Raw genomic sequence first — 11,802 nt, 5'->3', positions numbered from 1 at the left:
TGGCGGCGGTCGCTGGTAATCCAGCCCTCCCCTCATTATAATTTCAAAGGCACCCGATCCTCTTCACAGGGGATCGGGCGTTTCTTTTTTGGAATCATCACTCGCCGATTTGCTCGAGAACACCGTAGTAGTCGCTGTAAAACCCGGCGATTTTCCACGCGGCAAATCCCAGAACGAGGAAATACAGCAGCTTGGGAATCATCACGGACACCCGTTTCACGCTGGATTCCGCGTCGTCCTGAAACAACTTGGACCAGCGGGCGAGATCCTTGTCCAAGGTGCCCGCCTCCTCGCCGGTCGAGTAGGACCGGGCGAACGCCGTTGGAAACGCATCATCCGCCATGAACCGCGGGCCGAGCGCGTTTCCCGCCATCGCGGCTTTGACCAGCTTGCTTCCCGCCTCGCGGATCACTCCGCTTTGGGACGCTTCGGACGCCAACCCGGCGGTTTCACTCATCGAGATCCCGGCGAGCACGCACGAGTGATAGACTTTGCAAAACCTCGCCATCGCCAGGTTGCGGCGTGCATTGCCGATCCACGGAATGCGGTTGATCAAGCGGTCGATTCCCGGCTTCTCCGGAGCCTGCTTCAGTAGCGCGCGGATCCCCACGAAGACGCAAAAACCCGCCGCGTAAACGATGAGCAGCGTGACGACCAGACTGCCCAGGATTTCCGCCGAGGTCATCCCGCCCTTCATCAGGGCGACCGGCACGATGCCGATGAAAATCCCCAGATGAAGGACCATGAGCGGATAGATCATTCCCTTGACCACATCCCGGCGGGCGGACGCCAGCATTCCGAAATAGTCGGCGAGATGCTGGAACGCGGGGGCGAGCTTTCCGCTGCGCTCGCCCGCGCCGATGATGGCGCGCTCAATGTCGTTCAGGCGCGCGCCGAAAGCCGCGGCGATCGATTCGCCCGCCTCCAAGCCTCGGTTCAAATCCGCCAGAAGGGCGACTTGCGGCGCGGGAAGCCGGGTATCCAGCAACACCGCCGCCGCCTTGCGGATGTCGAAACCCGCGTCCAGCAGCTTCGCCATTTCCGAGTAGAAGAGATGCTTGTGGGAGTCGTTTGCGGTCATGGATTTTCCAATCCATACCCGCCAGCCGAACGTCCGGCTAGGATTTCTTGGCGAGCATCTTCAACTTCGCCCGCCGGTAATTCCAAACATGGAGCCACGGGTGCGCGCCATGCTCATCCGTGGCGAGGTAGGCGGAATAAGCGACCCCGGCGCACCACAGCGCGGGAACCACGATCAACGACAGCCCGAGCGTCGCTAAGCTCAACCACAAGGCGATGAAAACCATCATGACATTCCCGGCGGTCATGATGCCAAACCCGGAGAGGTAGTGATGTTTATAGAGGTGGCCCAGGCCGGGAACGATGCTCAGCAGAGCTGCGATCTTATTCCGGTCCACTTGCTTCCAGGCATCGATGAGTTCTTTCATGGCGGTAAAATCCGCATGTAAGATGCCAGAAGAGTCCCCCCGACGCAAGTTGAGAATGGCCGCGAAAACAGGAGCGGCGCTAAGGCTTTTTCGCGAAGACCAATCCGCTGCGCGATGGGCTGTAGATTTTCATCACGCCGTCGTCCCCGACGGGATAGTCGAACGCGTGATCCACCCGGCCGTGGCCGCCGGTGTCGGCTTGGTCGCTGTCCAGCACGAGTTCGCGGGTTTCGAGGCCGGGCGCGTGAACGGGGTAGCCGAACAGCGAGTTTCCGACGGAGAAATTGAACACGAAGATCAAATTCGCCCGCTCGGCGACGATGATTTTCTGCCCTTGGTCGAGGTGCAACAACTGCGCGGGCGGCGTGGAGAGCAGCCCGGAATTTTTCGCTAAATCCATGAGCTGCCGGTCGAACTCCGCGAGCCAGCCGTATTTCAAATCCGGGTTGTCCACCAGCGACCATTGGCGGCGGCAGTAGTGATAGGACCAGCCGTTGCCCTCGCGCGGGAAATCCAGCCACTCCGGATGGCCGAACTCGTTGCCCATGAAATTGAGCCAGCCCTCGCCGCCTAACACCAGCGTGACGAGGCGGATCAGCTTGTGCAGGGCGATCCCGCGCTCGATGGCCGGATGCGGATCGTCCTTGCCCATGTGCCAATACATCTCCTTGTCCATCAGCCAGAAGGCGAGCGTCTTGTCGCCGACGAGTGCCTGGTCGTGGCTCTCGGCGTAGGCGATGGTGGCTTCCCCGAAACGGCGGTTCGCCAGAATCCCCCACAGCTCGCCGATGTCCCAATCCTCGTCGCGGCTATGCTTGAGCAGCTTGATCCAGTAGTCGGGAATTCCCATGGCGAGGCGATAGGAAAACCCGAGCCCGCCGTCCTCGATCGGCCGGCAGAGGCCGGGCATGCCGGACATGTCCTCGGCGATGGCGATGGCTCCGGGCTTGAGGTCCCGGATGAGTTTGGAGGCGAGCTTCAGATAGAGGATCGCCATGTCATCGGCATCCCCGCCGAAGTAGTCATCATAATTTCCGAAAGCCTTGTTCCCGCGCGAGTGGTAGAGCATCGAGGTCACGCCATCGAAGCGGAAGCCGTCGAAGCGGAACTCCTCCAGCCAGTAGCGGACGTTTGATAGAAGGAACTGCCGCACTTCAGGGCGGCCGTAGTCGAAGCATTTCGAGTCCCAGCCGGGATGGTCGCCGAGCGGCCCGTCGTGGAAATACTGGTGGCCGGAGCCGTCGAAATCGTTGAGTCCCTCGGCGATGTTCTTCACCGCGTGCGAGTGGACGACATCGAGCAGAACCGCCAGCCCGAGGCCGTGGGCGGTGTCGATGAGGTATTTCAAATCCTCCGGCGTGCCGAAGCGCGAGCACGGCGCGAAGAACGAGGAGACGTGATAGCCGAACGAGCCGTAATAAGGATGCTCCTGTACCGCCATCAGCTGCACCGTGTTGTAGCCCGCCTTGATGATGCGGGGCAAAACGGAATCCGCAAACTCGCGGTAGGTGTGGACGCGCGGCTCCTCGCCGGCCATGCCGACATGGGATTCATAAATCAGCGGCGACTTGATAGACGCCGGGTCGAACTCGTGTTTCCAAACATAAGGCTGCGGCGTGTTCCAGATTTGCCCGCAGTAATCATGCGTCGTCGGGTCCTGCACCGCGCGGCGGATGCACGCCGGAATGCGGTCGCGCCGTGAACCGTCGGCACCGACGATGTGCAGCTTCACCTTCTGCCCGTGGGCGAGCGCGTCCGCCGGCAGGTCGAGCGACCAGACGCCGCTGTCCGAAGGGGCGAGCGGATGGCTTTCGCGGTCCCATTTGTTGAAATCCCCGAGCAGCGACACGGCTTGCGCGGCCGGCACCCACTCGCGGATCTTCCATTGGTTGGAAGACGGCTGGAAATGGATGCCGACGTGTTTATGACCGGTGGCGTAGGCTGCAAGCGTCTTCGAGCCCTGTTCGATTTCCGCAAGCGCGTCGGAAAACTGGGTCATCCGCCGCTCGATCGCGCCTTGGTGGGGTTCGAGCCACGGATCGTCTTGGACAAGCTTTGGTTTCACCGTCATTGCGGCTGAAGATGGAGGGTTTCGCTGGCAGCGCAAAGCCAAATTCCGCGCTGCGCGCGTGGAATCCACCTCTTGCATCAAGTGCTTGATTCCCGCTCCCATCGCGGGAATCATCCCGCGTCCCAGCCCCCGCTGACACATCTTCCCATGAATTCTCCCAAGATCACACCGCACAAGGCAGACATCGCCGAACTCGAGCCCTTCGCCGGACTCGAAATGAAGCACGTCTTCGTGGTCACCAGCGAGCGCCAGGCCGGACTCGCCTTGGAGGAACTGATGCAGGCGCGGACCGTGGGCTTCGACACCGAGTCGAAACCGACTTTCCTAAAAGGCCAGAAATCCGAAGGCCCGCACGTCCTGCAATTCGCCACCACCGAGAAGGCCTTCATCTTCCAGTCGCATTTCACCGAGAGCCACCCGGCGATCATCGAGCTGCTGAGATCGACCGAACTCACCAAGATCGGCTTCGGCCTCGGCGGCGACCTCGACCAGATTTCAAACCGCTTCGGCCTCCGTCCCGGTGCCATCGTGGACCTCGACCGCTCGTTCAAGCTGCTTGGCTACCGAAATGCCGTCGGCGCGAAGTCGGCCGTCGCGATGCTTTTCAACCGCAAGCTCTCGAAGTCAAAATCCATCACCACCTCGAACTGGGCGGCCCGCGAGCTGACCGAGCGCCAGCTGCTTTACGCCGCCAACGACGCTTACGCGGCGATCCGCGTCTATCACGCGCTCCAGCAGGCCGGAAACGCGGGCTGACCGATCAACCAGGCTCCTTGAACAAGTCGAGGAAGCGGTCCTCGTATTCGTGGAAGACGTTCAGCCGGTCCAGCTCCTGTTTCAGTTCATAGGCCCGGGAACGGTCTTCGCGGGCGGTCTCAAACAGCTCGGCGATGTGTTGCTTGTCGCGGCCGCTGAGACGCGGCGCGGCCTTCTCGGGCTCAACTTCATCCGCCTCCTCGGCTGGCCCTTCCGGCGCGCCGACGGAACTTTCCAAGCGATGGAGAAACTCCTCCAAGCCTTTCTCCACCTGCCGGGACTGCACGTGCAGTTCCTTGAAGTCGATGGAGATTTCCGACATCGCGCTGAAGGCCTTCAGCACCGCGAGCGAGGCTTTGGGAAATGGAAACTGCGAGAAAACGCTCGGCATCTCGCCGAGCAGGCAGCCGCCGCGCATCCCGTTGTCGGCGGCGATTCCCAGCAAGACCCCGTTGAGCCCGCTGATTTGCCCCTCCTCCAGCACCTTCATGTCGAGCCGCTTGAAATCTGCCAGGGTCCGCGAATCAATGGCAGCCCCGAAAACGTGCGACTCGTGCTCCGGACGCATCTGCGTGGCCATCGCCGCGAACGTGAAAACCCGCTGCACCCCGAGCTGCCGCGCGTGTCCGATGAGCTGCGAACAAAACGCCCCGCCCTTTGACGGCGGCTGCGCCTCGCCGATGAAAACGATGAGATCATGCTTCTTGTTCGGGTCGTTCCAAAGAAACAGCCGGCTGCGCGGCAGGCGTCCGGTTTGGATCAGCCCGCCCTTCACCTCGACGCGCTCGAGATCGAAAAACTCGCGCGCCGGAAACTCAGCCAGCAAGTGCATGCCGAGCTTCGCCATCATATAGTATCCCGCGCTGATCGCCACCGCGCCCATTCCGGGCCATGCGGCGATGAGCCACGGGTCGTTGAGGTGCTGTTCCTTTTCCATGACAAGTTTAGGTTAGGCCGCGCTTTCGTGGAGAAAGCGTTTTTCCAAGTCCACGAGGGGGATTTTCGTCAGGTCGCCCGCGACCACCCCGCCCAACGTCTTGTGCGCCGCGGGTGGCAGGGCTTTCAGCAAAGCCGGCATGATCTCCTGCGGGATCACCAGCCGCCACGTCGGGTAGCCCGCGCAGGCCACGATCTCGCCGATCTTGGCGGCCACGCGCTCCAGCGCCTGGGTTTCAAGCTCGGCTTCCAAGTGGTGTTCCTCCCCGTATGACATCCCCGCCAGACGGTCGGCCGGCCCGCCTTGCGGAAACCGACCGGCGCTGTCCGTGACCGCCTGGTGGATCGACTGCGGCCTCATTTCCACCGTGCTTCCGGGCTCCTCGAGCAGATGCGCCTCCTCTAGCGGATCATCCCCCGCCGGCTTGAATTTCACGGGCCTGACCCGTCCGAGATTGGCGATGACGATGAGCTTTTCCATAACATTAGGGGGTAATTTGCACCTGTAATATGAACCCGTCCCGGAGTATCCGCAAGAGAGAAATGGAACGCGCAACATCAGCCTCGTCGGCCGCGAAATCCGCGCTTAGATTCGCCCGCCTTCATGATTCATCTTCTTCAAAACGCCGTCGCCAAGCGCGCCCGCCTGCTCACTCCGGCAACGAACGCCGTCCGCCTCATCGATGGCGGCGGCGACGGCCTGCCCGGACTGATCCTGGAAACCTACGCCGACCGCTGGCTGGTCTCGACCACCGGCGACCACCTCGCGCCGCAGGTCCGCGAATGGATCCGCGACCAGGAAGTTTCCTGCTATTGGAAGCGGCTCGACCAGCACCAGAAGGAATCGCCCACCCATCTCGCCGGACCGGAGGTGACCGAGCCATTTCTCATCCTCGAAAACGCCGTCGCCTCGGAAATCTCGTTCCAGTCCGGCTACTCGCAGGGGATCTTCCTCGACCAGCGCGACAACCGCGCCGAAGTCCGCCGCCTGATGGCCCCCGGCCTGCGCATGCTCAACACCTTCGCCTACACCGGCGCCTTCTCCGCCGCCGCCGCCATGGCCGGCGCGGAAACCACCACGCTCGACCTGTCACAACCCTACCTCGACTGGGCGAAGCGCAATTTCTCCCACAACCAGCTCGACCCCGCCGCCCACCACTTCTGCAAGGGCGACACCTTCCACTGGCTCCGCCGCTTCGCCAAACAGGGCCGCACCTTCGACGGCATCGTGCTCGACCCGCCGACCTTCTCTCGCGACGAAAAGGGCAAGGTCTTCCGCGTGGAGGAAAACTTCGGCGAGCTCGCCGCCCTCGCCGCAGACATTCTAACTCCCGGCGGCTGGCTGCTCTGCTCCACCAACTGCCGCAACCTCGGCCTCAACGAATTCCAGAAACAACTCCGCGGCGCCACCCACCGCCCCATGAGCGCCCGCCACTCGCCCATGCCGGAGGATTTCACCGACGAGCCCTATCTGAAATCCGTGTGGCTCAATTCACGCCTGACGGCGGCGGCGGAACGCGCACACCATGACACCGAAGGCGGCCAGCAATGAACTGGCAGGTTCGGGAACCACCGACACACCCAAGCTGTTGATCTTGAAATCGATGCTCTTGTTAAGCGAATTGTTGATCAGTTCCGCATCAAAGCCGACGTTGGCGCAAATCCTCCGCTCCCCCCAAGACGGTTATCAAATCCAGCGATCGCGATCTCCACGGCATGCCCATGGGCCAGTGGGTGGAAGTCGCGCGCCACGTCCACCGCCGTAGGCCGACACCCCTGAAAAAGTCGTTGAAACCGGTTGACGGGAATCCGGGACGCTGCTTGGTTCCGCGCGTCGCGACAAAATCAGGCGGTCCGATTGAGCCTCCCTTTGGGTTTTGGGTTTTTCCCCTGGGATGATCGATCGGGCCGCTTTTTTGATTTAAGGAGCGGCGGACACTCTTGTCCGCATGACCAATGGGGGAGAAAGAGAATTCGCTTTGGGCGCGGACTGGACGTAAACCTCACGCCGCCTCCGTGCCAAAATTCCCCGCGTTGCTTTGTTGCCAGACGTGTTGATAGACCCGTCCCGCCAAGGCCACTTTCTCCGCCTCATCGAATGCTGGCGTGGGCAGAAGAGTGAAGACCTCCTGTAGAATCAATTCTTCCACTTCCGCCTTGGTCGGCTCCTTGGCGGTCCAGTCCTGGCGGGCGGCGATCACTGCCAGAACGGATTCCAACAGTTGCTTACTGGCTCGTTTCACCGACTCCCGCTGCGGTTTCGAGAGGTTCTCCTTCTTCAGCAAATCAAAAATCGCGAGTTCGTCCTGGCTGAGTCCTTCTTCCACGGCGCGCCGTTCCTCCTCATTGAGTCCAGCCAGAAGATCCACCAATCTCGAAAACGTTTCCTCGATGGTCACGCGGTCTTTCTCCCGATTGTAGTCGGCGACGATCTCCGAATACTTCCGGTAGAAATCCATCCGCTCCGGGTTTCTGGCCATCATCTGCTCCAGCTTGCGTTCCACGATGGCGCGGATGTCCTCGATGGCGATGGCCTTGTGTTTGATCCGTTTCGCGAACTCATCCCTCAACCGCTCCATGTCGATGGTGCTGAGGTCGTAGTGCTTGGCTTCCTCGTGATCGCCGCCGGGAGCCTGCGTGCGGATCGCTTCGTTGACGATGCGGTGAAGGTCCTTGAGCACGGCGGTCACGTCCGATAGATCGCGCTTCTCGATGAGCTTCTTGTAAATCGCCTCTAGTGTCGCGTAAAATTTTATTTGTCAGTTAGTGAATTTTAAAATCGTATGATTTTTCAGGATAGGACCCGTCTCGCCGCGCCAGGGGGCAAGCCACGCCTTTAGGTTGTCCGATAGCGGAACCAGCCTCCTTGCCGCCGTCTTGGCTTTGCTTCCGGCCAGTTCGATGTGGCCGCGATCCCACTTGATGTCCTTCCATTCGAGCCGTGCGACCTCGGCTGATCGGATGCCGGCGAATCCACCGATGGCGATGAGCGGCAGGATGCGGGCGTGGGCGGTGAGCAGGAGGCTCTCCATTTCTTCGGGGGTGAAGATGGCGATCTCCTTCTCGATTTCCTTGAACGAGTCGGTTTGCTCGGCAGCGGTCTTGCGGTCGGGATGCAGGTATCCTTGCTTTTTAGCGAACCCGAACATGGTGACGATGTTGCGGCGGATGCCGTTTTTGCTGACTGGACCGAGCTTTTTGAGTCCATCGAGGAACCGGGTGATGTCGGCCACCGTGACGTCTGCGATGTTTCCAGAAACGGCGTCCGTGAACCGCTTCAAGCTGGCCGTCGCGTTCCGGACATAGATGGCGCTCACGCCTTTCCGCTTGAGGGATACGGAGAACTCAGCGGCGGCTTGGACATTGCTGCGAGTCGGGAACAAGTCAGCGCGGTTTGCTGCGTAGAACCGGACGGCGTCCGAAAGCGGGACGTTGCCGGCAGTGCGCCGGGCGCTTGCCCATTCCTCGATGGCGGCCGCCAGCGTCACTCCGAACTCGGTGGCGGTGCGCTCGCAGTGGCGAAGAATGTCGATGTCACGGCGGGTCGCCTCGCAAGTATCGGAGCCGCCGTTGATGAGCCGGACGGTCACCTGCTGGCCGACCATCTTGGCCTCGTCCATGCAGGAGAAGCAGCGGGTCCGTCGGCTGCCGCCCTCCTTCCATGCGAGGGTGAACTGCTCGTATCCATCCTTTCGGTTGATCGTGTAGATCCTGACCTTGGTCGGACCTGTTCCAATTTCCACGATTGCACTACGGCGTTTGCGTTTCCTAGTCATCGACTCGGGTTTCCGAGTCAACTTGTGTGGAATTTTGTGTGGAAAACCTGTCGCGGTTTCCGGTGATGGCTCGCAATCCTTTGATTGATAAGGCTTTGCGGGTATCGTGCTAGACAATGGCGGAGGGGTGGGATTTGAACCCACGGTAGGTTCCCCTACGCACGATTTCGAATCGTGTGCCTTAAACCAAGCTCAGCCACCCTTCCGAATCATCAGAATGCACGCGCGTGCTCGCGGGAGAGAAGGATAGCCGGAATCAGGTCGAGTGCAAACCCGGATCAGGCGGAATATGCGGGTTCGGTGAACCTGCCATCCCGGGAAACGATGGCACGTTTGATGCCGAGGCGGAGGTTCTCGACGTTGAAATTGACGAGGAGGCCGGAGGGGATGTCTGCGAGCTTGAGGTGGGTGACGAGACGGCCTTTGTGGAGGAGGGAGAACTCGTGGGCGGGAAGGGCGAGGACGTGGACGAGGAAGGTGCCTTCGACGACAAAGTCGAGGGTGTCGGCCGCGTGGATGAGGCGGCTTTTGTAGGTGAAACTGAGCGGAAAATCGCGCTGGAAGACGAGTTCGCGGAGTTGGAATTCGCGGGCGAGACAGTCGCGGTAGGCGGAATCGACGAGGCCGGGGCCGAGTTGGCGGTGGACCTCCATACAAGATCCGACGACGATGTGGGGGAGATCGGCTTGGTTCAGGTTCACGGGATGGAAGGGGCGGGAGTTCAGGCACCGGCACCACGTTCAATAATATCCCGAAATATCAAAAATTCAATAATTAATGTATTTGCTGATGATTTGGGGTTAGAGCGGGAATGGGGGAAGGAAATGGGGGATGCGGAGGGCTATGGGGTCCTGGGAGAACTGGGATCCTTGGGGGCATCGGAATCGAGGAGGCGGGGACGCAGGTTTTGATGACCATCTGGAGGTTTTCTTTGGTGCCGTCTTTTCCCTCGTTGTAGTAGAGGGAGCGGGTGGATTTGACGAGGCCGATGACGTTTCCGAGGGAGTCGAAGATGGGGGAGCCGCTGGATCCTGCGGCGTAGTCGGCGGTGATTTCGAGGGACGGAACGGGGCGGGCACCGGGGTTTGGTTTGAGGACGGAGTAGCGGGAGACGACGCCTTGGGTGAGGGAGTAGAAGAGGCCGCTGGGGTGGCTGACGACGGTGACTTCTTCGCCGGGTTTGGCGGCGACGGAGACGGGGAGCGGGGTGAGGTCTGCGGCGCCTTCGAGGCGGAAGATGGCGACGTCGTCGGCCTCGGATGCGGCGAGGATTTCGGCGACGGGGTAGATTTTTCCGTCGGCGGTCATGGCGCCGAAGGCGGCGGCTTTGGGGCTGTTGATGACGTGGAAGTTGGTGACGGCGAGGCCGTCCGGGGTGAGGATGAAGCCGCCGGCGACGTTTCCGTGCCATTTGCTGCATTTGTCGCACTTGTAGATGTGGCCGAAGATGAGGGAGCTTTTGAGGCTGCGCCGGTAGATTTCAGCGCGTGAGATTTGGGGTCCGGCGTGGGGGGTGGTGGCGAGGCGGAGGGGATGGGTGGCGCGTTCGCGGAGTTCTTTGATGAGGTCTTCGGCGGGGCGGGTTTTCTCTTCGTCTCTGAGTTTGCCGAGTGCGGTTTCGAAAGTGGATTTGAGATGGTGGTCGTCGATGGCGGGGTCTGCGGTTTGCGTGGCGCAGGCGGGCGGGGTGGCTTTTGTTTCGGCTGATAGGGAGGGGAGCCAAGGTGCGGATGCGGCGAGGGAAAGGGAGCAAATGGCGAGGAGGGGCTTGGACATGGGAGGAGGTATAGCGTGGAAGGGGCGGGAAGGGAAGGGCCTGGTGAGAGCCCAACTCTGCGATGGACAGGCGCGGGCGGGCGGTCTAGCGTCGGCGCTTCGTCTGCGGTTTCCGGGGATCTCTGGGGTCAGTCTCTGGGGTCCCCGCAGCGTAACATTTTTCCATCAAGGAAGGCGCATTTGTTCTACTGCGGGGACTGACCCAGAAAGGGGACACCGGTTGACCGCTTACCCCTTCCAGCGGCTTGCAAGGGGCTTCAGGCAGCAAAGCGAAAAGGTTTGTGGGTTCGTGAAACACGGATTGACATCAGGTCTTATCGGAGGATTCAACAACCTCATTGCAAGGATGGTCCACAAGGCCTGCGGATACCGCGATTTGGACTATCTCGAACTCAAGCTCCGCCATCGTTCCGTCATGCGTTGACGACGAAGAACCCAGAAAAGGACCCGCCCGAAGGTGATGGTTGGCATGATCCAGGACGAGGTCGAGGCACGGCTGAGAATCAAGCATAGCCCTGATCAAATCAGCAAGTCACTCGCTCTTCGTGACTTGAAGGTCAGCCATGAGACGATCTATCAACACATTGCGGATGACAGAAAGGCCGGTGGCGATCTGGCGCTCAATCTCAGGATCAACAGCCAGCGCCGTTACCGCAGACGCAGCAAGATCGGGCGCGGAGAGAAGATCCCGAACCGGGTGGACATCGAAAAAAGACCGGCGGTCGTTTCCCGCCGGAAGCGCTACGGTGACTGGGAGGCAGACCTCATTCAGGGTGGAGCGGGAAGCGGATTCCTGCTCTCGGTCTATGAGCGGAAAAGCCGTATCGGGAGACTTCACCGGCTACCGGACAAAAGCAGCGCGGAAACCATGAAGGCAATCGTGACAGTCCTGCACGGACTCAAGGTCAGCACCACGGCTTTTTCATTTGAAGTCATTGTTGCAGACCATGTTGTAGGGGATGGAGGATTTCGTGCCTGAGAGCTCGAAGATCGCCGGCCATGAGAGGTGGCTGGCGTGGCGGGCTTTGAGCGCGATGAG

12 protein-coding genes, 1 tRNA gene and 2 pseudogenes are annotated in these 11,802 nt (G+C 60.8%); 4 read left to right on the top strand and 11 right to left on the bottom strand.

The genetic code is table 11. The features are described from left to right. Positions 1-97: 97 nt before the first annotated feature. The 3 genes from AC4DF4_RS15870 to AC4DF4_RS15860 form a co-directional block, all read right to left on the bottom strand. Entirely contained in the window at positions 98-1,081 is a 984-nt protein-coding gene (locus AC4DF4_RS15870; RefSeq protein ID WP_490049087.1) for a type II secretion system F family protein, read from the bottom strand. A 37-nt stretch (positions 1,082-1,118) separates the two neighbouring features. After that, positions 1,119-1,448: a hypothetical protein gene (locus AC4DF4_RS15865; RefSeq protein ID WP_490049086.1), complete on the bottom strand. Its 330-nt coding sequence runs from the start codon at positions 1,446-1,448 to the stop codon at positions 1,119-1,121. Between the two features lie 79 nt (positions 1,449-1,527). Further along, complete coding sequence (locus AC4DF4_RS15860) at positions 1,528-3,519, bottom strand: alpha amylase C-terminal domain-containing protein (protein WP_490049085.1); 1,992 nt, start codon at positions 3,517-3,519, stop codon at positions 1,528-1,530. Between the two features lie 147 nt (positions 3,520-3,666). On the opposite strand from AC4DF4_RS15860, the gene AC4DF4_RS15855 reads away from it, so the two are divergent. Beyond that, positions 3,667-4,275, top strand: coding sequence for a 3'-5' exonuclease (locus AC4DF4_RS15855; RefSeq protein ID WP_490049084.1), 609 nt, complete (start codon positions 3,667-3,669; stop codon positions 4,273-4,275). Between the two features lie 4 nt (positions 4,276-4,279). Here AC4DF4_RS15855 and AC4DF4_RS15850 read toward each other — a convergent pair whose 3' ends face one another. Together AC4DF4_RS15850 and AC4DF4_RS15845 are read right to left on the bottom strand one after the other, a co-directional pair. After that, positions 4,280-5,212: a PAC2 family protein gene (locus AC4DF4_RS15850; protein ID WP_490049083.1), complete on the bottom strand. Its 933-nt coding sequence runs from the start codon at positions 5,210-5,212 to the stop codon at positions 4,280-4,282. Positions 5,213-5,224: 12 nt separating this feature from the next. Beyond that, positions 5,225-5,692, bottom strand: coding sequence for a host attachment protein (locus AC4DF4_RS15845; protein WP_490049082.1), 468 nt, complete (start codon positions 5,690-5,692; stop codon positions 5,225-5,227). A gap of 123 nt (positions 5,693-5,815) precedes the next feature. Here AC4DF4_RS15845 and AC4DF4_RS15840 point away from each other — a divergent pair, with 123 nt between their 5' ends. Then, a complete protein-coding gene (locus AC4DF4_RS15840; RefSeq protein ID WP_490049081.1) occupies positions 5,816-6,763 on the top strand; it encodes a class I SAM-dependent methyltransferase in 948 nt (315 codons plus the stop codon). On the opposite strand, the pseudogene AC4DF4_RS15835 reads toward AC4DF4_RS15840, so the two are convergent. From AC4DF4_RS15835 to AC4DF4_RS15810, 6 genes and pseudogenes are all read right to left on the bottom strand, one after another. After that, a pseudogene (locus tag AC4DF4_RS15835) lies at positions 6,743-6,790 on the bottom strand (hypothetical protein); the annotation flags it as partial. The gene AC4DF4_RS15840 and the pseudogene AC4DF4_RS15835 sit on opposite strands and share 21 nt — an antisense overlap. A gap of 424 nt (positions 6,791-7,214) precedes the next feature. Continuing rightward, complete coding sequence (locus AC4DF4_RS15830) at positions 7,215-7,967, bottom strand: type I restriction enzyme endonuclease domain-containing protein (protein WP_490049088.1); 753 nt, start codon at positions 7,965-7,967, stop codon at positions 7,215-7,217. A gap of 3 nt (positions 7,968-7,970) precedes the next feature. Then, on the bottom strand, positions 7,971-8,954 hold the full coding sequence (locus AC4DF4_RS15825; protein ID WP_490049080.1) for a tyrosine-type recombinase/integrase: 984 nt from the start codon (positions 8,952-8,954) through the stop codon (positions 7,971-7,973). Between the two features lie 150 nt (positions 8,955-9,104). Then, positions 9,105-9,193: transfer RNA gene (locus tag AC4DF4_RS15820), tRNA-Ser, on the bottom strand. A 72-nt stretch (positions 9,194-9,265) separates the two neighbouring features. Further along, positions 9,266-9,688 carry a GxxExxY protein gene (locus tag AC4DF4_RS15815; protein ID WP_490049079.1) on the bottom strand — a complete coding sequence of 141 codons (423 nt, stop codon included), beginning with the start codon at positions 9,686-9,688 and terminating at the stop codon, positions 9,266-9,268. Positions 9,689-9,761: 73 nt separating this feature from the next. Beyond that, a complete protein-coding gene (locus AC4DF4_RS15810; protein ID WP_490049078.1) occupies positions 9,762-10,763 on the bottom strand; it encodes a S1 family peptidase in 1,002 nt (333 codons plus the stop codon). Here AC4DF4_RS15810 and AC4DF4_RS15805 point away from each other — a divergent pair. Continuing rightward, positions 10,741-11,187: a transposase gene (locus AC4DF4_RS15805; RefSeq protein WP_490049077.1), complete on the top strand. Its 447-nt coding sequence runs from the start codon at positions 10,741-10,743 to the stop codon at positions 11,185-11,187. The genes AC4DF4_RS15810 and AC4DF4_RS15805 overlap by 23 nt on opposite strands. 15 nt (positions 11,188-11,202) lie before the next feature. Further along, positions 11,203-11,742: pseudogene (locus AC4DF4_RS15800) on the top strand (IS30 family transposase); the annotation flags it as partial. Positions 11,743-11,802 lie beyond the last annotated feature (60 nt).

The sequence above is a fragment of the Luteolibacter sp. genome, from assembly GCF_058122085.1.
The sequence above is the reverse complement of the archived record's forward strand: the minus strand, read 5'-3'. Positions and strand labels throughout refer to the sequence as shown.